Genomic DNA, 23,589 nt, shown 5'->3' with positions numbered 1-23,589 from the left:
GACCCGGAAGGCCTTCCCGCCCCACCGCGACGCTCCATCGACCGCGTCCGGGTGCCCGCGTCCGGCCTGCCGTGTCGCCGATGAGACGCTCCAACCGGTTGCATTTTTTGAGGTACCCGATTCCGAAGTCGGCGCGGAATATCGATGAAGCCGCAGGCCATAGGGCATGAGAGGCAGTCCGAGTGCTCGACCTTCTTGCAAACGATTGCGCTAACCCCCCTTGACGTGGAAAGCGCTTTCTCTACTCTCGGGTAAAAGCACGTCAACGCTCATGCTCTGTTACGAAGGGTTAAAGATGAGAAGAACAACCGGGCGTCGACTCGTGTCGACGCTCGCCACCGCGGCCCTGGTGGCGGCCTGCCTCACCCTGCCGATGTCCCAGGCATCGGCCCAGGCCGGCGCCACGGGGTACGCGACCCAGAACGGCGGGACCACCGGCGGCGCGGGCGGACAGACGGTACGGGCCACGACCGGGACCCAGATCCACGAGGCCCTGTGCAGTCGGCCCAGCACCGGCACCCCGATCATCATCCAGGTGGAAGGGACCATCAACCACGGCAACACCTCCAAGGTGTCGGGCCCCGGCTGCGACACCGCCGACGACGTGATCGAGCTCAAGAGGATCAGCAACGTCACGCTCGTCGGGACCGGCGGTGGAGCCGTGTTCGACCAGCTGGGCATCCACGTCCGGGAGTCCCACAACATCATCATCCAGAACGTGACCGTCCGGAACGTCAAGAAGTCCGGCTCGCCCACGTCCAACGGCGGTGACGCCATCGGGATGGAGAGCGACGTCCGCAACGTCTGGGTCGACCACGTCACCCTGGAGGCGTCGGGCGGGGAGGACGAGGGTTACGACGCCCTCTTCGACCTGAAGAACAACACCCAGTACGTCACCCTCTCCTACAGCGTCCTGCGCAACTCCGGCCGCGGCGGCCTGGTCGGGTCCAGCGAGAGCGACCTCTCGAACGGCTACGTCACCTACCACCACAACCTGTACGAGAACATCGACTCGCGCGTCCCCCTGCTGCGTGGCGGCGTGGGGCACATGTACAACAACCACTACGTGGGGCTGCACAAGTCCGGGATCAACTCCCGGGCCGGGGCCCGCGCGAAGGTGGAGAACAACTACTTCAAGGACTCCAGGGACGTCCTGGGCACCTTCTACACCAACGAGAGGGGCTCCTGGCAGGTCAACGGCAACATCTTCGACAACGTGACCTGGTCCGGCGAGGGCAACGAGAACTACCCGGCCGGACCCGACCCGCGGTCCACCACGTCGGTGAGCATTCCGTACTCCTACGAGCTCGACGACGCCGGCTGCGTGCCGGAGGTGCTGGAGCAGACCGCGGGCGCGGGCAAGGGCAACCGGATCTCGGACGGTGACTGCGAAGCGCAGAACCCGACCGACCCGGACCCGACCGACCCGGACCCGACCGACCCCGACCCGGTCGACCCGGACCCCACCGATCCCCCCAACGGGACCAACCTCAGCATCGGTGCCGGCGCCGACGGCTCCAGCAAGGCCGGCGGGACCAGCTACGGGAACGTGGTCGACGGCGACACGGGCACCTACTGGTCACCGAGCGGCTCGACCGGTCGCATCTCGGTCAAGTGGGACTCCGACACCACGGTGTCCTCGATCAACATCCGTGAGGCGGCCGGGGCCGAAGGCAACATCGGCTCCTGGCGTGTCGTCGACAACGACACCGGCACCGTCCTGGCGACCGGCAGCGGAGCCGGGGTCATCACCTTCGACTCGACGACGCTGCGCAAGATCAACTTCGAGATCACCGGCTCGAACGGCACGCCGCGCGTCGCCGAGTTCGAGACCTACGCCGACGCGCCGACGGGCGGTGGAGGTGACACCCCGCCGACGGACGGCGGCGGTGACACCCCCCTGCCTTCGGGCGACGAGCTCTTCGTGGCTCCTGACGGCGACGACGGCGCCTCCGGCACCGAGTCCGACCCGACGACGCTCACCTCGGCGATCGACCGGATCGAGCCCGGCGGGTCGATCTACGTGCGCGGCGGTACCTACGACCTCTCCGAGACGGTTCACATCGAGCCGGGGAACGACGGCCTGTCGAACGACCGCAACGAGCTGTTCGCCTACCCCGGTGAGACCCCCGTGCTGAACTTCTCGGCCCAGAGCGAGGACCCGGCCAACAGGGGACTCGCCATCGGCGGCGACCGGTGGCACATCAAGGGCATCATCGTCGAGCGCGCCGGCGACAACGGAATCCTGCTGGGCGGCCACGACAACGTCATCGAGCGGGTGACCACCCGGTACAACCGCGACACCGGGCTGCAACTGTCGCGGTACACCGCCGGGGCCCCCAGGGCGGAGTGGCCCTCGAACAACCTGATCGTCAGCTCGGTTTCGCACGACAACGCCGACTCCGGCGGTGAGAACGCCGACGGGTTCGCCCCGAAGCTCACCGTCGGGGACGGGAACGTGTTCCGCTACACCGTGGCGTACAACAACATCGACGACGGCTACGACCTGTACACCAAGTCGGACACGGGCCCGATCGGCGAGGTGACCATCGAACACTCGCTGGCGTTCGGCAACGGCTCGCTCTCGGACGGCTCCCAGCACCCGGACGGCGACCGCAACGGGTTCAAGCTCGGCGGTTCGGGCATCGAGGTGGACCACGACATCCACCACAACATCGCCTTCGAGAACGGCAAGCACGGGTTCACCTACAACTCGAACCCCGGCACCATGACGGTCTCGAACAACCTGAGCATCGGTAACGAGGAACGCAACTTCCAGTTCGACGGTGGCGACTCGGTGTTCCGCGACAACACCTCGTGCGACAGCGGCTCCACCGACCGGTACAGGGGCGACGCCGATGGCTCGAACCAGTTCTGGAACGGTTCCAACGGTTCGCGCTGCTCTCCGTACTCCGGGTCCCTGGACTGGAGCTTCGACTCCGACGGCCGACTCGTGGTGACCATCGGCGGCACCCGGGTCGACCTGTGACCGATCCGGTCGGCTCCCGTACCGGAGCCGACCGGATACCGGCCGACCCGTCCGAACGAACCGGACGGGTCGGCCGTTCTCTTGAAGCCGGGCCTGCCCGCGGGTGAAGTCCGACGACGCCGCGAGTGGGCCGAGATCACCGCAGACCACCTCACCCGGCCGATCGAGGATCCCGACGCGGCCCAGGCGACCCTGGCCGCAATCGACGACCCCGGCCTGGCCGAGGTCCTGGCCCGGCGGATCCCGCTGCGCGCCGCCACCGACCGGCCCTCGGGTTCCAGGGTCCGTCTCAGCACCCCGTCCCGGGAGAGCGCGACGGACCTCCAGATCCGGGGCCGCCCGGTCCGCCGGGCGCGGTCCGGTTCGCCACGCCGAGTTCCACGAGGGTCCGCCAGCCGATGTCCGCGACGGTCTCCTTGGGGACCGTGGCGAGCAGGGCCGCCTTGACGAGGCCGATTCCCAGGGCGCGTGCCGCGGTGGCCTCGTCGACACCGCCGTAGGCCTCGTGGGCGGCGGGCATGTCGGCGGCCGGGAACAGCAGTCTCAGGAAACCGAGGTCCACCGCCGGGTCTCCTCGGGCGATGTCCGACCAGTCGATGATGCCGCCGAACGCGCCGTTCCGGGAGATCACGTTGAACGGGTGCAGGTCTCCGTGGATCCAGACGCGCGGAGCCTCGTCGGGAACCGCGAGCGCCCGGTTCCAGAGGGCGGCCACGGCGTCCGGGTCCAACGTCAGACCACGGGCGGCGCCCGAGGACGGCAGCCGTGGAAGGGCGTCGCGCAGGATCGGCTCACGCTCGGCGAGCCGCACGCTCTGCTCGGAGTTGAACGGGGCGTCGGCGGGGGCCGGCCGGTGGATCTCTGCCAGTGCCCGGCCCATCTCCGGGGCGGCCGGGGCGGCCAGGGGGCGGTCGGCGGCGAGTTCGCCCGGCAACCAGGACGTGACCGCCCAGCACCAGGGAAAACCCGCCCCGGGGACGCCCGAACGCACGATCCGCTGCGTGGGGAACGTCCAGCGGTCGCTGAGCGCTCCGACCCAGCGCAGCTCCGACTCCAGCGAGCCGGCCGCGCCGCGGTGACGGGGCAGCCGGACCGCGAGGTCCTCCCCGAGGCGGAACATCGCCATGTCGAAGCCTTCGAGGGGCTCGGCGATCTCCCGGTCCGCCAGGTCCGGGTGCTGATCGGTGAGCAGCGTGCGCACGAGTCCGCGTGAGAACACGACCTCGGCGGGGGGCGGGACGGTCATCATGGGGCGATCGTACGCGGCGGGCCGAACGCTCCGGCCCACCGTTCGACGGCGTGCGGGAGGACGCTCCCATGGAGGTCAGGCGTCGAGCCACTCCCTCAGCCGACCGGCGAACCACTCGGGTCGTTGCAGCGGAACGCCGTGCCCGCAGCCCTCGACGGTCTCCAGGAGAGCGGTGGGGAGCGCCTCGTGGAGCGCGCGGCCCGAATTCCGCATGACCCTCCGCTCGCGGGCGCCCACGAGCACGTGGGCCGTGCCGGGGAACCGTGCCCAGCCCGAGGGCACGGTGAACCGGATGTTCTCACCCACCGCGGCGAGCAGGGTCTGCTTCGAGACGCCCGAAGAGGTGCGGATGTAGTCCGCCATCAGTGATTCCGGGACGAACAGCTCCTTCGCCTGGAGCCTGGCGAACCACTCGCGCCGGGCGAGCCCGGCGGTCGCGCCGAGCAGGCCGAGGATGAGGCCGGGTGCCGGGGTGGGCACCGCCTGCGCGCTCACCACCATGACCCGGTCGACGAGGTCGGGCCGGTCCGCGGCCAGCAGGACGGCGAGTTGGGCGCCGAGCGAGAAGCCGACGACCGCGACGCGGCCGCCCGGTCGCTCCTTCTCGATGAGCGCGCCCAGCTCCTCCACGGTCCGCGCGTGCGAGCGGTAGGGCTCGTCGGCGCCGCGGTCGTGCCCGGGAAGGTCGGGGACGATCGATCGGAGCCCGCCCCCGAGCCGCTCCCGCGTCGGATCCCACATCCAACCGGCGACGCCTCCACCGTGCAGGAGCAGCACGGGCGGGTCGCCCTCACGGCCGAACGTCCTGACGTACACGCTGACGCCTCCCCTCGTGGCGGGCGCGTGGGCAGGGCGCCGTGCGACCGCTGCCGACACACGTCGTCGGCATTCCGACCGGCTTCAACGTATCGGGGAACCGGGCCCTCCCGGCGGATCCGGCCCGGTTCCCTCCGGTCGCATCGGCACCCGCCGTTCCCGGGACGACGCCGTCCTCCGCGATCCCGGATCGCGGAGAACGGCGTCGGGCGGGGAACGGAACCCGGGCCGACCGACGGCGTCCGACCCCGTTCGAGGGCCTTCGGTCTCCTCACCGGGTCGTTCCGCCACTCCTCCGGGCTAAGGCGTGTTCCGCGGATGCTCACCCTGCCGCGCGACGGGCGGCATCCACGGAACACGCCTAGTCCACGATCACCCAGGTGCCCCTGCGGTGGTTCCGGGCCCTGCCATCGGGGTCGTAGCCTCCCTCGACGTTCCCGGCGATGTCCACCGCGAACCAGTGGACGGTGGTCGTCTCCTCGATCCGCAGGGTCTCCAGGCCCCCGCGCACACCGGTCGGTTCCAGCCTGGGGGAGTCGAAGTCCGGACGGCTGCCGTCGAGGGTGTAGTGGATCTCGGCGGGCTCGTTGGTCTCGAAGACGACCTCCACCGGTCCGGTGTGCTCGCCCGGGCGCGGAGAGACGCCCGAACGCGGTCGGAACCGGTCCTTCTGATGGGCCAGGGCCACTTCCAGCATGGTGTACATCCCGTTGGCGTACTCCATGCCCTGGGCGTGCGCCTCCTCCCACGGCGGCTGGAACCCCGCCTGGCCCAGCTCGAAGTTCCAGGCGAAGATCCCGTTCTCGTACCAGAGGTGGTCACCGGAGTTGCCCGCCGCGGAGTACAGCACATCGATGATCGGACCGGTGCGGGCCGGGGTCACCACGGTGCCGCGGTACTCCTTGATCGCGCCCAGGATGTGCGCCGACGACTCCCAGAAGTAGGCCTCCTCCATCGCCGTCGGCCGGGGGGTGGGGACGCGCCCGTCGGCGATGTAGGCGCCCGGGGACCACATGAAGTAGTCGCCCGAGGAGTGGATGTTCATCGAGAAGCCGATGTTGTCGTGGGTGTCGACCAGCCACACCAGGTTCTTGTTCTCCGGCTGCGACAGCGGCCCCAGTTCCTCGGGGCCGGCGAACGTGCCTCCGGTGCAGGTGAAGGAGGCCCCGGCGTAGCCGTCCCACAAGGTGTAGGCGCCGTAGTTGCGGTTGTTGTCCACCCCCCACTGCGCCCCCTGGACCACGGCCCACTGGTCGCGGGAACCGTCGGTGCCGCAGTAGTTGGTCATGTTCTTGCGGTGCAGCGGCACGTCGTAGAAGGAGTGGTTGGCGCCGTCCGGGTTGAACGAGGGCATCAGGAAGATGTCCAACTCGTCCACCAGTTCGGTGGTGGTGTCGTGGACGCCGTAGTTGCGCACCAGGCGCTCGGCGGTCTCGATGGTCACCAACGGGGTCTGCCATTCCCGGGCGTGCTCCTGGGCGTAACCCAGCACGCCGGTCTTGGAGCCGTCCCGCGTGGAACCGATGCGCAGTGCGTAGACCGGCGCCGGTTCGCGGGACACGTCGTCGGGCGCGTTGAGGAAGTCGTCGGCCCGCACCCGTTCGGCCCGCACCACCCCGTTTCCGGCGTTGCCCCGGAAGGTGAAGGCGCGGACCAGGTCACCGGCCTCGGCGTTGACCGCGTCCACGACCTCCGCCGCGGTCGTGGTGATCGCACCGCCGCCGTCGGTGGCCAGGGCGACGGTGATCTCGTCCCCCTCGACGTCGACCGACAACCCGGAGTCGGGAGCGGAGGGGGCGACCAGGTCCACGACGATGTCGTTCCCGCCCTCGTGGCCGTGGACGAGTGACTCCACGACGACACCGCGGTCGGCGTTCTGGCCGTTGACGCCCACTCCGAGGATCGCCTGGGCGTGGCGACGGTAGCCGTTGGTCCGGTGGGGCAGTTCGACGACCTCGGCGATGTCCGGGTACTCGTCGGCGATCTGGTGGATCCGGTCGTAGAGTTCGTCCGGTGTCATGTAGGCGTTGAGGAAGTCGGTGTAGGGCAGCGGATCCCCGGGTCCACGGGGGTCCGGCAGCCATTCGGTGACCTCCGCGACGGCGGTGCCGCCGTGCGGGCCGGTGACCCGGATACGCTCGGGCCGCTCCTCCACCGCGGCCTGGCCGCGGTGGTACATGTACACCCCGACGTCGACGAAGCGGTTCAGGGTCTGGGTGCCGCCGTCACCGATCTCGGTGCCGGGCCCGGCGTCGCGTTCCACGGTCAGCCGGGAGTTCTCGATCGGTCCGAAGTCGGAGTGGACCTCCACGGACAGGAAGTCGCCGTTACGGCCCTCGAAGTAGTCCGCCCGCAGGATCCTGAGGTTCTCGGTGTCGGCCAGGGTCCTCGCCGTGCCCTCGGGTTCGTTCTCGGCCCGCAGCCGTTCGATGGCCGCCTCACGTTCGTCGAGGCGCTCCTCCGCGTCGGACTCGGTGTAGAGCACCTCGCCGAAGGTGAACCCGGCGTCGTTGTAGACGTCCAGGTCGAAGGGGCCGATCACGGTCTGGGCGACGAACCCGTGCTCGCCCGCCGGGTCCAGCCGGGTGATGTCACCGCCCAGCTCCACGAGCCGGTCCAGTTCGTCGCGGTCGTCCAGGAAGACCTCCACCACCGACGGCTCGTCCAGCTCCAGCGTCGTCGCGCCGGGCTCGGCCGTCGCGGGCACCGCGGTCGGCAGCAGCAGCGCGAGGGTCGCCCCGACGACGAGTCCGGCGTGACGCGCACGCCGAGACCCGCTCCATGTCATGTGTCCCATCCCGGTCCTTCTCGCTCAGCGCGGAGCGGGCGGATGGCCCGTCGTCCGCGACAAGTGGCGCCACCGCCGTTCGGGCGGGGGCGGGTGGGCACGATCGAGCCGGCCGCGGGGCCACGGGACAGCACTCACACCGTCGTCGAGGGATCGACCTGCGCAGTGATGGGTGGTGGGGGCCGGGGGGAGGGAAGGGGGCGCGGGGGAAGTGCCTGGGTGGACGGCGCGGCCGCCGTCACGCACCCGAATCTGGCTGTCGGTCCGAGGCTGTCGTGACGCCGGGGTCGCGTCAAGGCCGGTAAAGCGAAAAATCGAGCGGAGGTCCGCCGGGGCCCGGGTCGGCCCGTCGAGGTCGGCCCGTCGGCCGGAGAGGTCGATTCCGCGCCGTCGCGGGCCGAGGGGGCCCTGAACGGGGCGGAACGGAGAGGGGAGTGTGGACGCGGCAGGGGAGGCGTCGGGCCGAGCCCCGCCGCCGCTCGACCGCGAGCGGGGATCTCGATGCCGGGCGCGGGTCCGGGTTCCGCGTCCTCGGAGGTGCCGAAAGGGCCTCCTCCACGCCTGGGGAGGGACGCCCCCGGTGCCTCACCATAGGTGGATCGACCTGTTGACACGTCACCCCGTTGTCACCCACGGCCCCCCGGCATACCTTCGCGTGGCGACCCGCTACCCGCTGCCCCGCTCCGCCCCGCCATGAGGAGGGCCCTTCGTGACCACCCACGCGCACCGTCTGGGAACGGTTCTGGCACTGACCGCCGCCGGAACGCTCCTGGCCTCCACCGTCTCCGCCGCGCCCTCCGAACCCGAGGGGGCGATCCCGGTCCCCGTTCCCGAGGTCCAGGGCCCGCTTCCGGGCGGTCTCCCCGGTGACCCGATGGCGGACGACATCGAGGACACCTACCCCTTCTTCGCCACGACCGAGGACCTCGACTCCCACGGTTACGTGGAGGAGGAGTTCCTCGTCTCCGGAACCGCGAACCGTTACTCCGGGGGCGAGGTGCTCTCGTCCCACCCCTACAGGACACGGCTCCTGGTCCGCCGCCCCGCCGAACAGCGTGACTCCAACGGTACGGTCCTGGCCGAGTGGCAGAACGTCACGGCCGGGAACGACCTCGACGCCCTGTGGGGGCCGAGCGCGGAGCACATCATGCGCTCGGGGTACACGTGGGTGGGGGTCTCCGCTCAGAACGTGGGGGTGTCACAGCTGACGGAGTGGAGTCCGGCCCGCTACGGCGACCTGGACGTCACCGACGGCGGCACGGTCGGTGACGACCAGCTCTCCTACGACGTCTTCTCCCAGGCCGCACAGGCGGTGCGCGCCGCAGGGGAGCTCACGGGCGGAATCGAACACGACAGGGTCCTGGCGATCGGCGCGTCCCAGTCGGCGCAGCGCATGACGATCTACTACGAGCGGGTACTGCCGCTGATCGAACCGGTCTTCGACGGCTACGCCTTCATGGTGGGGAACGCGCCCTCCTCCCCGGACCGCCCGGAACCGGTCTTCCAGGTGCTGTCGGAGACCGACGTGGCGCGCATCCCCGTGGCGGAGGACACCGCCACCTTCCGGCGCTGGGAGGTGGCCGGCACCTCGCACTCGGCATGGGCCGGTCGGATGGCCCGCGTCGACCAGGAGGAGCGCGACCTGGGCGGACAGGCGGAGTACGACTGCGCGGAACCGCCGTTCAGCCGGGTGCCGCTGCACCACGTCTTCAACGCCTCCTACGACCACCTGAGCGCGTGGGCGCGGGGGAAGGGACGGCCTCCGGGGGCGGACCCGATCGAGCGGACCGCGCTCGGACGGATCGCCCGGGACGACGACGGGTTCGCGCTCGGGGGCATCCGCCTCTCCCAGGTGGAGGTGCCGCGTGCGCTGAACACCGGGAGCAACGCCCCGCTGGACGCCGAGAGCTACTTCTGTGTGCTGTTCGGCTCCCACCGGCCCTTCGACGAGGCGGAACTCGCGGAGCGCTACCCGAACCACGGCCGCTACGCGTCGGCGGTGAACCGTGTGGAGAGCGAGAACCTGCGCCGGGGTCACATCACCCGGGAGGACTCCCGGGAGAACCGGCGGGAGGCCGCCCGCCCCTGAACCACGGCGGCGTGCCCCGCCCGGGGCACGCCGCCGTCCCCGCCCGGGTCGGTCGGCCCGGGCCCGCCCCCGTGACCGTGCGGCACTTCGCCCCGCCGAGCGACGACTCGACGGGGCGAAGCGATCAGGACCCGGGATCGACCGACGGCACAGGAGATCCGCCGGGTCCCCTCCGCCGGTCCTCGATCAGCGCTTCAGGCCGTTCTCGATGGCCTCGATGATCCGGGGCCGCAGCTCGGCGGCGCGGATGATCGCGTCCACCGATCCGACCTCGACCGCGCGCTGGATGCTGTGCACCCGGTCGAACTCCGCGGCGACCTCGCCGAGCTTCTCGGCGCGCACCGAGGAACGGACCTCGGCGAGCCGGTTGGTCAGCGCCGCCCGCTCCGCGCCGCTGGTCTCGGCGATCCGGTCCTGGAGCCCGGTGACCCGCGGGTCCGCCGCGGTCCGGCTGTTCACCTCACCGGCGAACACCACGGCCGCCGCCGGGGCGCCGCCGAGCACCGAGGCGAACGAGCCCTCCAGCGCCAGCACCGTCATGTTCGGGTTGAGCGCCTTGGAGAAGACCACGAACGCGCCGCCGTGGTACCGGGAGATCACGCAGAACACGATCGGTCCCCGGAAGTTCACGATCGCCCGGCCGATCTCCGCGCCGTACTCCAGCTGGAGCTTGCGCATCGATTCCGGAGAGCCGTCGAACCCGGACAGGTTCGCCAGCACGACCAGCGGCCGGTTGCCGGAGGCCGCGTTGATCGCCCGCGCGGTCTTCTTCGACGACCGCGGGAACAGCGTGCCCGCGGTGTAGGTGTCCGGGCCGTCGGTGGGCGGGAAGCCGCGCCGGGCCACCGACCGCGACTCGATGCCCACCAGGCAGACCGGTCGTCCGCCGATGTGGACGTCCTGGACCACCGAGGTGTCGGCGTCGGCCATGCCCGCCCACCGCTCCAGCACCGCGTGGTCCTGGTCGGACAGGGCGCGCATCACGGTCCGGATGTCGAACGCCTTCTTGCGGTCCGGGTTGTGCTCGGCGGAGAAGATCTCGCCGACGGTGGCGAAGTCGCTGCCGGCGACCGTGTGCGGGAACGTCGACACGTCGCGGTCGACCGGGTCGTCGGTGACCGCCGCGCGCGGGCCCTCCTCGCCGGGCATCACGTACGTGTGGTCGTAGTGCGCCATGAGCACGTCGCGGGCGCCCGCCAGGTCGGGCGCCCAGTACTGCGCCTGGCCGTTGGGGCCCATGACCCGGTCGTAGCCGCCGATGCCGAAGTTGTCCTCGGCCGACACACCACCGGAGAAGTCCAGCGACTGCTTGCCCGTGAGCACCATGGCCGAGTCCGGCGTCATCACCAGGATGCCCTTGGTGTGCATGAGCATCGTCGCCTCGGCGTTCCAGTACGGCTGGGCGCCGACGGTGATCCCGGCGACGACGATGTTGATCTCGCCGCCGTCCTGGGTGAACTCCACGATCCGCTTGAGCGCGGCCGCGACCCAGTCCATGTTCTCCGTGCCGGAGGTCATGGAGATCCGGGCGCCCGCCGAGAGCGCGAACCACTCCAGCGGCACCCCCATCCGCTCGGCCAGGTCCAAGGCCGCGATCACCCGGGCGCATTCCGGCTCCGACAGCGCGCCCAGCGCCTTGGTGGGGTCGCCGAGCAGCACCACGCGGGTGACGCCCTCGGGGTGGCGCACGGTCGGCGTGGTGACGACGCCGGCCACCACCGCCGCGGTGTTCTCGCCCTTGGGCCGGTCCACCGGCACCAGGGCGCCCGCCTCGTCGAGGTCGTGTTCGACGAAGGAGCCCTCCGGTCCGGTGAGCATCCCGGTCAGCTCGTACGGGAAGACGTTCCCGCGCCGGGCCGCCCGCAGCACCTTCTGGCGGTAGTCGTCCAGCGGCGGGACCGGCTCGGTCGAGGGCTTGTCGACGTGGACCTGCGCCCCCTTGCCCGGTTCGAGGGCGATGCGCACGGCGACCTCGGTGAGTTCGCCCTCCTCGGTGCGCTGGCGGGCCACGAACTGGACCTCCTCCAGCCCGGCGCCGGCGGTCGTCGGCAGGATGCGCTCGACGAGCATGTCGAGTTCGTCGAGGGTCAGCTCCGTCGACGGCCACACGTACATGAGGATGCGGTTGGTGTCGAACCGCTTGTGGGGCGGTCGCTGCGCCTGGATGTTGCGGATCGCGTCCAGGCACGCGTTGACGATGTCCTCCACGGCGGGCAGCGCGATGAGGCGGCCCTCGGCGTCGCGCAGCGGGGTGAGGTCGCGGACCTGGCCCATCGCGATGAGCCGCTCGTCGGCCGGGTTGGCGCGCGCCACGGCCCTGAACAGATAGATCTCCTCGTCCACCGACGCCAGTCGGGTGAGGTCGAACTCCCGGAGCCGCTGCAACTGGAGGCGCTGGGCGATCTGCGGGTGCAGGCCGCGGATGAGCCGGTCCTCCACGAGACCGTCCCCCTCGGGACGGAAGGTGAAGTGGTGGTGCATCATCGCGCCGTCGGCCCCGGCCACGGTGGCGGTGATCCGGCGGACCGCCGAGGGCAGCGGTCGCGCCGCGAGGATCTCGCCGAGCCGCAGGGCGATCGCCTCGGCGTCCGGCCGTCCCTCCCAGGTGACGTACAGGTCGGCGACCAGGTGGTGCTCGGGCACGTCGGCGGCCAGCGTCCAGACGGCCTCGACGGCGTCGGGCAGCCCGGCGATGTCGACGGCGGCGGCGACCACCCGCGAGGTGCCCCGCGCGTCGGTGTGGTCGGCGGTGACCAGTCGGCACCCCGCGATGTCGCGCGCGGTGATACCGGACAGCCGGCGGTTGCCGTAGTAGCGGCGGGTCAGGACCTCCAGCAGCGGGGCGTTGTCCAGGCCGGGACGGCCGATCCGGGGCCTGATGAGCCGGACGAGGGGTTCGGAGCAGGCCACCATGCTCCGGATGCGCTCGGCGCGGTCCGGGGCGTCGGGGTCGCGGTCCAGGTGACGCAGGTCGTCGCGCACGGCGGCGTAGACCTTGGCCCGGTTGCGGCGCAGCAGGGGCTGGGTGAACCAGCGGAACACCACGCCCCGGGTGAGGTCGGACACCGCGGGGAAGCGCACCTGCGTGGCCTGGACCAGGTGCTCCAGGGTGAGACCGGCGCGCTCGGTGAGCGCCCCGACCGGAGGTGCGCCGGCCAGCCATGCGCGCAGCAGGTCCGAGACCACCGTGACGTGGGCGGCCACCGACTGCTGGGCGAGGAAGATCCGGAAGACCGCGTCCTCCAGCTCCGGCGTGCGGTCCAGCCCGGTGACGCCGTAGTGGGCGAGCACCCGGGTGAGTTTGGCCTGGAAGGCCTCGGAGACACCGGCGCGTTCGACGTCCAGGCTCTGGAGGTAGCTGTGGAAGTACTCGCGCGGGCTGTGCACCTGACCGTCCGAGGCGGCCTCGGGCGCGTCGCCGGGCTTGTTGCGGCTCAGCTCCGCCAGGTCGGCGAAGACGGTCAGCAGCTCCAGTTCGCCCTCGACCGGCCGGTCGCCCAGTTCGGCGCGCGCGGCCAGGTAGGAGGAGAAGACCCGTCGGCGTTCCCCGGGGTCGAAGTCGTAGCCGAGCACGAGGGCCCGCAGGTCCCGCAGGCCGCGGTCGGCGCGCTCGGTGGCGGAGACGCCGGACTCCTCCGGCAGGTCGATCTCGACGACCTCGGCCGCGGACTCGGCCTCTCCCGAATCCTCGTCGGCCAGCGGCTCCAGGCGCATCAGCGGCGCTCCGGTCTCCACCTGGGCGCCCACCGACACGGGGCACTCCCGGACCCGGGCGCGGAACGGCGCGCGCAGCACCGTCTCCATCTTCATGCTCTCCAGCACCAGGATCGGGGCGTCCGCCTCGACCTCGTCGCCGACCGCCAGCGGCGTCGCGACCACCAGGGCGGGTGCGGGGGAGCGGACGACGCCGCCCTCGTCGCGGCTGATCCGGTGCGGGACACCGTCGATCTCGACCAGGTGGACCGGGCCGTGTACGGCCGACACCATCCGGAACCGGTGACCGTTGACGGTGATGTGGCCGCTGTGCGCGTCGAACCGCTCCACCTCGACGTCGGCCGGGTGGACGTCGCCGCCCCCGGAGACGCCGACGCGGAACCGGTCGGGGCCGACCCGGGACACGCTCACCCGGTAGCCGACACCGCGGAGTTTGAGGTCCAGCGGGCGGTCCGGGTCGTGCTGCACCTGTGGGCGACCGCCGTGCGCGGTGGACAGCAGCCGTCGGCGGTCGACATCCTCCGCCTCCCGGTAGGACTCGATCGCGGCCGCGGCCAGGGCGATCGCCGAGTGCCGGTGGTCGATCAGGTGGCCTTCGGCGCGCATGCGGTCGATCCAGCCGGTGTCGGCGCTCGCGCCGATCACCTCGGGCCGTCCGAGCAGGTCGAGCACGAAGCCCTTGTTGGTGGCGCCGCCCTCGATGATCACCGTGGTCTCGGCCATCGCGCGGCGCAGCCGGGCCAGGGCCTGTTCGCGGTCACGGCCGTAGGCGATGATCTTCGCGATCATCGAGTCGAAGTCCGCGGGGATCTCGTCGCCCTCGCGCACACCGGTGTCCACCCGGATTCCGGGGCCGACGGGGAAGCGCAGGTGGGCGATGCGTCCCGGGGCGGGGGCGAAGTCGCGGTCGGGGTCCTCGGCGTTGAGTCGGGCCTCGATGGCGTGGCCGAGCTCCTCGGGCTGCTCGCCTTCGAGTCGTCCGCCGGCGGCCACGTGCAGCTGCAAACGGACCAGGTCGGTCCCGGTGGTGACCTCGGTGATGGGGTGCTCGACCTGGAGGCGGGTGTTGACCTCCAGGAACGCGAAGAGCCTCTCACCGGGGTGATAGAGGAACTCGACGGTGCAGGCGCCGCGGTAGCCGACGGCGACGGCGAGCCGTTCGGCCGACGTCTTCAGGTCGGCGATCTGCTCGGGCGCCAGGACGGGGGAGGCGGATTCCTCGATGATCTTCTGGTTGCGCCGCTGCACCGAGCAGTCGCGGACGCCCAGCGCCCACGCGGTGCCCTGACCGTCCGCGATGACCTGGACCTCGACGTGTCGGGCACCGGTGACCAGGCGTTCGAGGAAGACCACACCGGATCCGAAGGCGCGCAGCGCCTCCTGGCTGGTGCGCTCGTAGGCCTCGGCCAGGTCCTCGCCCGAGGAGACCTTGCGGATGCCGCGCCCGCCGCCGCCCGCGGTCGCCTTGAGCATCAGCGGGTAGCCGATCTCGTCGCCGGCGCGCAGCGCCTCCTCCAGGGTGGCGACCTCACCGCGGCTCCACGGAGCGACGGGGACGCCGACCTCCTCGGCGATCAGCTTCGCGCCGATCTTGTCGCCGAGCCGGCGCATCGCCTCCGCGCTCGGCCCGATGAAGGTGACGCCGATCTTCTCGCACAGCTCGGCGAACGCCGGATCCTCCGCGACGAAACCCCAGCCGACCCAGGCCGCGTCGGCCCCGGTCTCCACCAACGCCCGCTCCAGGACGGCGTGGTCCAGGTAGGGACGGGCCGAGGCCGGTCCCAGCGAGTAGGTGACGTCCGCTTCACGGACGAAGGTGGCGTTGCGGTCCGCGTCGGTGTAGAGGGCGACCGTTTCGATCCGGATCCCCGTTTCCGCGGAAAGTTCCCGAACCGCGTGGATGAGCCGCATGGCGGCCTCTCCACGATTGACGATGGCTACACGACCGAACACCGGCCGACCTCCCCGGGCTGTCTACGACGGAAGGCGACCTCCGAGGTGTCGGAGGTCGCCTCTTCCTGCTTCCACCTACTACTGTGCTCGATCATCCACCGGCACACCAATGTCCCGAACCGCCCACACCTGGAGCGGGACCTTGTGGGAACCCCACAAAAGGAACTCGATCCCCACCGGGCGCCCCTTTTTCCGCGTGACCGTTCTCACCCGTTTCTGGCATTTCGTGTCCCTATCGATACTCGCGGTTCGCGTGTGCGGCCGATCGGTGCGTCGGGCGGGCCGGGGAACGCTGAGCGGCCGTACGCGGTACCGCCCCGGCCGCCGGCGCGTTCTCGGCACTTCGCGCGGCCCCCGACGGCCGTCGACCCGGGCCGAACACCGCCGGGCGTGCGCACGGCCCCCGATTCACCGTCGATCGGAGGCCGTACGCCCTACCCGGGAGGTTCAGCGGGGCGCGTCCCCGCGCGCCGCGATGACCGCCCGGCCCCGCTCGGATTGGGGGAAGCGCTCGATCATGGCGCGCAGCTCCTCGGCGCCCACGTTGGCCCCGAAGGGTTCGGTGCCCGGCTCCAGGCGCACGCCCGCGGCCAGCGGACCGGCCACGACCGGGTCGAATCCCAGCGCGTCCACGATGGACCCCACCAGGGCCAGGTCACCGGTGTCGTCTCCGGCGATCGCGATCGCCCTGCGCCCCGGCGCGCCTGTCGGTCGGGCCTCGTCCTCCAGGTCGTGGTAGCCCATGTGGTTGAACGCCTTGACGACACGGGCCCCGGCCAGGAACCCCTGGACGATCTCGCTGGAGGAGGTGCGCGGATCCACGAGGTCCTCCCGGGGGCCGTCCACCTCCCACCAGTGGTTCATCGCGTCGATGACCGGTTTCCCGGTCAGCGTCCCGGCGGGGATCGTGCGGTACCGGCCCAGCGGCAGCGCCAGCACGACCACGTCGGCCTTGGCCGCCGCCTCCTCTCCGGTCATCGCCTCGGCGCCCGGAGCGAGCACCGACACCGTCAGCTCGATCTCGGCGGGGTCGCCGGATCCGGCGATCAGCACCCGGTGCCCGGCCGCCAGCGCCAGCCGGGCCAGCACCGTGCCGACCTTGCCCGCGCCCAGGACGCCCAGGACCGGAGCGGTCCTCTGTTCCACGTCGCTCAACTCCCCTCCGCCTTTCGGTCCGCGAGGATGTCACGGACCATCGGGATCACCCGGGTCCCGTACAGTTCGACGGCGCGCATGCGGTCCGGTGCCGGGATCGCCCCGTTGGAGTAGATGAGGTCGAACCGGCCCACGCCCAGTGTCCGGATGGCCGCGGCCATCTTGCGGGCGACCGTCTCGGGGGAGCCGACGTACATCGACCCGTGGGCGATCTCGTTCTCGAACTGCTCCTTGCGCATCGGTCCCCAGCCCCGCTCGGCGCCGATCCGGTCGTGGACGACCTTGTAGCGCGGGTAGAAGATCTCCTTCGCCTCCTCGTCGGTGTCGGCGATGAACCCGGGGGAGTGCATCCCCACCGGGTGCGCGACCGTGCCGAACTGCGCGGCGGCCCGCTCGTACAGCTCGATGTAGGGGCCGAACCGCTCGGGGGAGCCGCCGATGATGGCCAGCATCAGGGGCAGTCCGTGGCGCGCGGTGCGCACGACCGACTGGGGGGACCCGCCGACCCCGACCCATGTGGTCAGCCGGCCCGAGTCGGTCTTGGGGAAGACGTCGGCGTCCTTCAACGGCGCTCGGACGGTCCCGCTCCAGGTCACCGGAGCCTCGTCGAGCAGCTTGACGAAGAGGTCGATCTTCTCCTCGAACAGCACGTCGTAGTCGCGCAAATCGTGGCCGAACAGCGGGAAGGACTCGGTGAACGAGCCGCGCCCCAGGATGACCTCCGCGCGTCCGTTGGAAAGCGCGTCCAGGGTCGCGAAGCGCTGGAAGACCCGTACCGGATCGTCGGAGCTGAGCACGGTGACCCCCGAACCCAGCCGGATGCGCGAGGTGCGGCCGGCGATGCCGGCCAGGACGGTCTCCGGGGTGGAGATCGCGTACTCGGGCCGATGGTGCTCGCCCAGGGCGATGGCGTCGACGCCGATCTCGTCCGCCAGGACGGCCTCGTCGACGACGCGGCGGATCGCCTCGCCGTGGGAGAGGGGTTTTCCGTCGGGGCCTTCGGGGACGTCGCCGAACGTGTCGAGTCCGAAGAGCGGGTCGGACATGGGTGGCCTCCTTGCCGAGCGGCCCGGACACGGGTCCGAACCGTGGCGGCCCGGTCGTCCCTCGTGAGGTGCCCGCCGCCAGGTGATTGACGCGTCAATTATGCGATCATATGATTGACATGTCAATTATGGGGGTGGCCATGGCCGACGAAGTGCGCACGCCGCGCAGGGGGCGACGCCTGCCGACACGGGACGAGCTGCGCTCCTGGCGCGCGTTCCTCGAAGCGACGGAGGCCCTGAACGCGGAGATCTCCGCCCGGTTGCAGCGGGACTCGGGCCTCTCGCCGGGCGACTACAAGGTGCTGCTCGCGCTCACCGAGACCGAGGGGGAGCGGATGCGCTCCTCCGAACTGGCCGAGGTGATCGGCTGGGAGCGCAGCCGCCTGTCCCACCACCTGGGGCGCATGGAACGGCGCGGACTCATCCGCCGCGAGGACTGCGCCATCGACAACCGGGGCGCCGAGATCGTCCTGGAGAAGGAGGGGGCGACGGCCTTCCACGGCGCGACGGTCCCCCATCTGACCGCCGTCCGCGAACTCTTCGTCGACGCCCTCACCCCGGAGCAGGTGCGGGCCGCCGGAGAGATCGCCCGCGCCCTGCGCGCCCACGCGGACGCGCCCATCTCCTGAACCGGCCGGAGCCGGGGCGGGAGGGCCGCCCGGCACGGCTCGCGGCCGTCGCCGTCGGGCCGCATGACGTCGATGACCAGCAGGTCGGGATCGTGCTCGGCCGGACCCGCCGGTCCAGGGCCGGCGAGGTGGCGGTGGGAACGGTGAACCCGTGGAAGGTCGGGACCGCCGCGACCGGATCCGCGAAGCCGGGGCGTCGTCCACCACCGGGACGGGTCCGTGCCCATCGCCTCCCATCGAGGCAGGGGAGCATGAGGGTTCGATGAGAACACGACCACCGGGCGTGTGCGGTCGTGTGCCGCTCCGCGGCGGTTCCGATCCGGCGGGTCACCCCGTCTCTCCGTCCACACGTTCGTACGGGGCGCGGCCCCGGCGGCTCGAAGAAGGGTACGCGGACGGGACGCCCCGAGAACGGCACCGGGGCGTCCCGCGACGCGGGTGGGGCGGTCCTCGGCGGAGCAGTCGGCCGCCGGTTCAGTTCGCGGCGTCCAGGCGGGCGCGCTGGTCCTCGGTGAGGTCCAGGTCGAGCGCGCCCAGGAGCTCGTCCAGCTGCTCCACGGTGGAGGCGCCCACCAGGGGGACGATCGGCAGTTCGTGGCCCATCTGCCAGGCCAGGACCACCTGGTTGGGGGTGGCCCCGGTCTCCGCGACGACCTCCCCCAGCGCCGCCAGCCGCGCCGTGGTGCCCGGATGGTCGTAGCCGCGGGGCAGGGGCTTGTCATCACGGACGTAGGCGCCGCCGAGCAGCGGGGTGTAGGCGACCAGGGTCAGCCCGGGTTCGGCGCGCATGTAGGTGAGCAGGTCCGAACCGGCTCCGCCGATGTCGCCGTCCGCGCAGAGCGGGTCGCCGATGTCGGTGCGCGGCCGCAGGTAGCCGTGCTGGTACTGGAGCACCTCGTACCCCGGCAGGCCCGCGGAGGCCGCCAGGGCGCGGGCGCGCTCCACCCGCCAGACGGAGTGGTTGCTCACCCCCAGCAGTCCCACCGAGCCCTCCCGTACCAGGTCCGCGAAGCCCTCGACGGTCTCCTCCAGAGGTACGCCCCGCTGGTCCTCGATGTGCGCGTACAGCAGGTCCACGCGCTCCAGGCCCAGGCGCTCGCGGCTCGCCTCGGCGGCCTCCCGGACGGCCCGGGCGGAGAGCCCCTCGGCGTTGTCGGTGTAACCCGTACCCGGCGCGAGCGGGCGGGCACCGAGCTTGGTGGCGATGACGAGGTCGTCGCCGACGCCCCGGTCGCGGAGCCAGCGGCCGATCAGTTCCTCGCTCTGCCCTCCCTGGCCGCCGTCCGCCCAGAACGCGTAGTTGTTGGAGGTGTCGATGAAGGTGCCCCCGGCCTCGACGTACCGGTCGAGGATCGCGAACGACGTCTTCTCGTCGGTGCGCGTGCCCATGTTCATCGCGCCCAGGGCGAGGGCGCTCACCTCGCGCCGGGTGGCGGGGTCGGTGCCGATGGTGCGCTGTCGCATGAGGGTTCTCCCGTCCCTGACCCGCGCGGCGCGGGCCTTGGAACAGGAGTCTGCGACCTGGAGCGCGCTCCAGGTCAAGCCCGTGCCCGGAGGGGGCCGGCGGACCGGGACGACCCCGGCCCGCCGGAACCCCGTCCCCGCGCACCGGGTGCGGTCGGCGCGGCGACGCCCACCGCACCACGATCCGAGCGATCCCGCCGCCGGATCGCTTCCCGCGAGGGACGGGGGCCCGTGGCGCGACGGCTCAGCGTTCGCGGGTGTGGGCCAGGACCGCGAGAGGACAGAAGACCGCGACCAGGCCGGCCGACCACGCCAGGGTGACCGTGATCGAGGCGCCGGCGGCGGTGCCGGTGAGGAGGGCCCGGCACGCGTCCATCGCGTGCGTCGCCGGGTTGATCCCGGCCCAGGCCCGCAACCACCCCGGCAGGGTGTCCACCGGCGCGGCCAGACTCGTGCCCAGCAGCAGCGGCAGGAACGCGATGAACGCCACCGCCAGGACGGTGCTCTCGTTGCGCACCAGCACGCCCACGAACACCATGACCCAGCTCAGCGCGAATCCGAACCCCATCGCCAGTGCGGCCGCCGCCGCCGCGGAAGCGAGGTCGGTGGTCACCCGGAACCCCATCAGGTATCCGATCGCGAACAGCAGCGCCACCGCCACCGCGTACCGCACCACGTCGGCCAGCACCGATCCCCACAGGGGCGCCGACCGTCCGATGGGCAGGCTGCGGAACCGGTCGAACACACCCTTCTTCCGGTCGACGTTGATGCTCACGCCGCTGGCGAGCATCCCCGACAGCCCGGCGCCCATCACCAGCACCCCGGGGAACAGGTAGCGCAGGTAATCGCCGGTGGAGCCGGACACCGACCCGCCGAACAGGTAGACGAACAGGACCATGAACAGCGCCGGGGTGATCACCCCGTTGACGATCGCCCCGGGGTCGCGGACGGACTTGGCCAGGCCGCGCCGGGCCAGGACCAGGCTGTGCCGGGTCAGGGCGGCGGGCCGCCGGGGCGTGTCGAGGGGGGAGAGGAGGTCGCTCACGTGTCGGACTCCTTGTCGCGGGAGACGCCGGTCAGGGCGAAGAACACCTCGTCCAGACTCGGCAGGTGCAGGGAGAACTCGGTCACGGGGACGCCCTCGGCGCGCAGCCCGTCGGCCACCCGCCAGGCGGTGTCGGCGTCGTCCACGGGGACCGACAGGGTGGCGCGCCCCGTCCGTTCCGGGGAACGCCCGGTCACGGAGGCGAGCACCCGGGCGGTCTCGTCCATGTGCTCGGGGTCGTCCGGGCGCACCGACACGGCCTGGCCGCCGACCACGCGCTTGAGCTCGGCCGGGGTCCCCGCCGCGATCACCCGTCCGTGGTCGATGACGCGGAGGTCGTCGGCGAGAGCGTCGGCCTCCTCCAGGTACTGGGTGGTCAGCAGCACCGACACACCTTCGGCGGTCGCCTCGCGCACCATCCGCCACAGTTCCTCGCGCCGCCCCGGGTCCAGCCCGGTGGTGGGCTCGTCCAGGAACACCACCCGTGGACGGCCCACCAGGCTCGCTGCCAGGTCCAGACGTCGGCGCATCCCGCCGGAGTAGACCGCGACGGGGCGGTCGGCGTCCTCGGTGAGTCCGAACCGGTCGAGCAGTTCGGCGGCCCGGGTGCGGGCCTCGTTGCGGCGCAGGTCCAATAGAAGGCCGATCAGCACCAGGTTGCCCCGGCCGCTGAGCTCCTCGTCGACGGTGGCGCTCTGCCCGGCCAGGCCGATGAGCCGACGCACCCGTGCGGCCTCGCGGACCACGTCGAACCCGCCCACGCGGGCGGTCCCCGCGTCGGGGCGGACGAGGGTGGCCAGGATCCGCACGGCGGTGGTCTTGCCCGCGCCGTTGGGGCCGAGCACGGCCAGGACCGTGCCCGGCCGGGCGGACAGGTCCACACCGTCCAAGGCGACGGTCTTCCCGAAGCGTTTGACCAGGCCCTCGGCCTGGAACGCCGGTTGCTCCACGATCCGTCTCCCTCACATTCAAATGTTCACGACATTCAGATGATGACAGTATCTGAGTGTTCAGGGCATCTCAACGTAGGATGGGTGCACCGAGGAGACAGGGGAGGGACATGGCCCGGCTCACGAGGGCGCGACAACAGGCCCACAACCGCGCGCGCGTGCTGGCCGCGGCCGGGGAGGAGTTCGCCGAACGCGGCTTCCGCGACGCCAAGATCGACCGCATCGCCGAACGCGCCGACCTCACCCGAGGCGCGGTCTACTCCAACTTCCCCGGTAAACGCGCCCTCTACTTCGCGGTCCTCGCCGACGCCGCCGAACGCGCCGACGCCCCCGCGGTCGACCCCGGCACCGACCCGGCCTCCGCCCTGGCGGCCTTCGCCCGCCTCCGGCTCTCCCGGGTTCCGCTCACCGAGGCCGACGACTCCCTCGGCACCGGTGCCGCGCTCACCCCCGAAGTACTGTCCGACGCCCCCGTCAGACGAGCCTTCGCCCAGCTCACCCGCCTTGACGCGATCCTGCTCGGTCTGGCCCTGGAGGACCTGGCGGGCGACGGCCGACGCCGGGTCCGGCAGGCGCAGGCCGTCCTCACCGTCCTCCACGGCGCCGAGGCGACGGCCGCCACGACCCCCGGCGTCATCGATCCCTTCACCGTGATCCGCACCTGCGAACACCTCGCCGGACTGGAACTCGACGACACCGACCCGCCCCCGCACCTGGCCCACGTCGGCGCCGCCGTCCGCGTCGACGAGCCCTGGTCGCCGCCGGCAGGCGTGGACCTGCTGACCCGGGAACCGGTCGACCCGACCGTCGACGGCGTCGTGGTCGTCCTGGGTCTGGAGCGTCTCGAAGCCGTCGAGGACGCGTTGCGGGCCGCACCCGGCGCGGTCACCGCCGTCATCGTCACCGACGCCCCCGCCGAACGCGGGCCCCTGGTCCGGGCGGTCCTCGCCGACCTGCGCCGCTGCCTGTCCAGGGCCTTCCCCGGTCGGCCCCGGGCACGCCTGGTCCTGGACGATGACGGCGCCATCGCCGCCGCGGCCGGCGCGGACTCCGTGGACGACGGCACCGAGTTCGCGCTGCGGATCACCGACGGCAGGGTGAGCGCCCGCTCGACCGAACGCGGCGCCGGATACGCGGTCGCGGACACCGCCCGTCCCCGTACGCCGGGGAGGGCCCGCCGGTGATCCCGCCGCTCCGGAAAGGCGGTGCCCCCGGTCCGGGGGCCGGCCCGTCCGCGCGCGCGGAACGGACTCCATCCCTGGTGGGAAGGTCGCTCCCGTACCCGACGGCCGAGGTCGACCATCCGAAGGAACCGACCCGGGCCGACCGGGCGGGGGCGGCCCCCGGGCCGTCTCCCGACCGTCGTCGGCTGGATTGCGCGGTCCCCGAACCGGGGTAGCGTGGAGGAACGGAGACACTCCCTGGTACGACGGGGTGGGACTCCGCAGCCCGTGAGGAGACGTTCAGTGACACGCACCGGTGCCGGCGGGCCCCTGCTCAAGTGCTCGTTCTGCGGCAAGGACCAGAGTGAGGTCCGCAGGTTGATCGCCGGACCCGGCCACATCTGCATCTGCGATGAGTGCGTCGGCCTGTGCAACGAGATCATGGAGGAAGAGGAGGGCGTCCTCCCCGTCGAGGACTCCTGGGACGCGTTGCCCAAGCCTCGGGAGATCTACGAGTTCCTGGACTCGTACGTGATCGG

General features: G+C 71.7%; 14 protein-coding genes. 5 read left to right on the top strand and 9 right to left on the bottom strand.

What is annotated here, in order from left to right; translation table 11 throughout:
- Positions 1-295 precede the first annotated feature (295 nt).
- Positions 296-2,989 (top strand): pectate lyase family protein, encoded by a 2,694-nt coding sequence (locus PWG71_RS19940; RefSeq protein ID WP_274811429.1) that lies wholly within the window; start codon positions 296-298, stop codon positions 2,987-2,989.
- A gap of 289 nt (positions 2,990-3,278) precedes the next feature.
- On the opposite strand, the gene PWG71_RS19935 is transcribed toward PWG71_RS19940, so the two are convergent.
- The 3 genes from PWG71_RS19935 to PWG71_RS19925 form a co-directional block, all read right to left on the bottom strand.
- On the bottom strand, positions 3,279-4,238 hold the full coding sequence (locus PWG71_RS19935) for a phosphotransferase (RefSeq protein ID WP_274811428.1): 960 nt from the start codon (positions 4,236-4,238) through the stop codon (positions 3,279-3,281).
- A gap of 75 nt (positions 4,239-4,313) precedes the next feature.
- Positions 4,314-5,054, bottom strand: coding sequence for an alpha/beta fold hydrolase (locus PWG71_RS19930; RefSeq protein WP_274811427.1), 741 nt, complete (start codon positions 5,052-5,054; stop codon positions 4,314-4,316).
- A 361-nt stretch (positions 5,055-5,415) separates the two neighbouring features.
- Positions 5,416-7,851 carry a M14 family metallopeptidase gene (locus PWG71_RS19925; RefSeq protein ID WP_274811426.1) on the bottom strand — a complete coding sequence of 812 codons (2,436 nt, stop codon included), beginning with the start codon at positions 7,849-7,851 and terminating at the stop codon, positions 5,416-5,418.
- A gap of 700 nt (positions 7,852-8,551) precedes the next feature.
- Here PWG71_RS19925 and PWG71_RS19920 point away from each other — a divergent pair.
- Entirely contained in the window at positions 8,552-9,931 is a 1,380-nt protein-coding gene (locus PWG71_RS19920) for an alpha/beta hydrolase domain-containing protein (protein WP_274811425.1), read from the top strand.
- A gap of 186 nt (positions 9,932-10,117) precedes the next feature.
- Here PWG71_RS19920 and PWG71_RS19915 read toward each other — a convergent pair whose 3' ends face one another.
- The 3 genes from PWG71_RS19915 to PWG71_RS19905 all read right to left on the bottom strand — a co-directional run bounded on the left by PWG71_RS19915 (position 10,118) and on the right by PWG71_RS19905 (position 17,799).
- Positions 10,118-15,598: an ATP-binding protein gene (locus PWG71_RS19915; RefSeq protein WP_274811424.1), complete on the bottom strand. Its 5,481-nt coding sequence runs from the start codon at positions 15,596-15,598 to the stop codon at positions 10,118-10,120.
- Between the two features lie 447 nt (positions 15,599-16,045).
- A complete protein-coding gene (locus PWG71_RS19910) occupies positions 16,046-16,744 on the bottom strand; it encodes an NADPH-dependent F420 reductase (RefSeq protein ID WP_274811423.1) in 699 nt (232 codons plus the stop codon).
- A gap of 5 nt (positions 16,745-16,749) precedes the next feature.
- Complete coding sequence (locus PWG71_RS19905; protein WP_274811422.1) at positions 16,750-17,799, bottom strand: LLM class flavin-dependent oxidoreductase; 1,050 nt, start codon at positions 17,797-17,799, stop codon at positions 16,750-16,752.
- A 140-nt stretch (positions 17,800-17,939) separates the two neighbouring features.
- Between PWG71_RS19905 and PWG71_RS19900 the strand changes: the two genes are divergently transcribed.
- Positions 17,940-18,428, top strand: a complete 489-nt coding sequence (locus PWG71_RS19900; RefSeq protein ID WP_274811421.1) for a MarR family winged helix-turn-helix transcriptional regulator — start codon at positions 17,940-17,942, stop codon at positions 18,426-18,428.
- A 474-nt stretch (positions 18,429-18,902) separates the two neighbouring features.
- Here the strand turns inward: PWG71_RS19900 and PWG71_RS19895 are convergent, their stop codons facing one another.
- The 3 genes from PWG71_RS19895 to PWG71_RS19885 form a co-directional block, all read right to left on the bottom strand.
- A complete protein-coding gene (locus tag PWG71_RS19895; RefSeq protein ID WP_274811420.1) occupies positions 18,903-19,892 on the bottom strand; it encodes an aldo/keto reductase in 990 nt (329 codons plus the stop codon).
- A 244-nt stretch (positions 19,893-20,136) separates the two neighbouring features.
- The gene (locus PWG71_RS19890) at positions 20,137-20,937 is read right to left on the bottom strand and encodes an ABC transporter permease (RefSeq protein WP_274811419.1); all 801 of its coding nucleotides are present in this window, start codon (positions 20,935-20,937) and stop codon (positions 20,137-20,139) included.
- Positions 20,934-21,887, bottom strand: coding sequence for an ATP-binding cassette domain-containing protein (locus tag PWG71_RS19885; protein WP_274811418.1), 954 nt, complete (start codon positions 21,885-21,887; stop codon positions 20,934-20,936). Before PWG71_RS19885 ends, PWG71_RS19890 begins: the two co-directional genes overlap by 4 nt.
- Positions 21,888-21,997: 110 nt before the next feature.
- On the opposite strand from PWG71_RS19885, the gene PWG71_RS19880 reads away from it, so the two are divergent.
- Both PWG71_RS19880 and PWG71_RS19875 read left to right on the top strand, forming a co-directional pair.
- Positions 21,998-23,071, top strand: a complete 1,074-nt coding sequence (locus PWG71_RS19880; protein ID WP_274811417.1) for a TetR/AcrR family transcriptional regulator — start codon at positions 21,998-22,000, stop codon at positions 23,069-23,071.
- 282 nt (positions 23,072-23,353) lie between these two features.
- Positions 23,354-23,589 (top strand): ClpX C4-type zinc finger protein (locus PWG71_RS19875; RefSeq protein WP_274811416.1); only part of this gene is annotated, 236 nt, incomplete at its 3' end.

The sequence above is a fragment of the Nocardiopsis sp. N85 genome, assembly GCF_028882275.1.
Taxonomy (GTDB): Bacteria; Actinomycetota; Actinomycetes; order Streptosporangiales; family Streptosporangiaceae; genus Nocardiopsis; species Nocardiopsis lambiniae.
The sequence above is the reverse complement of the archived record's forward strand: the minus strand, read 5'-3'. Positions and strand labels throughout refer to the sequence as shown.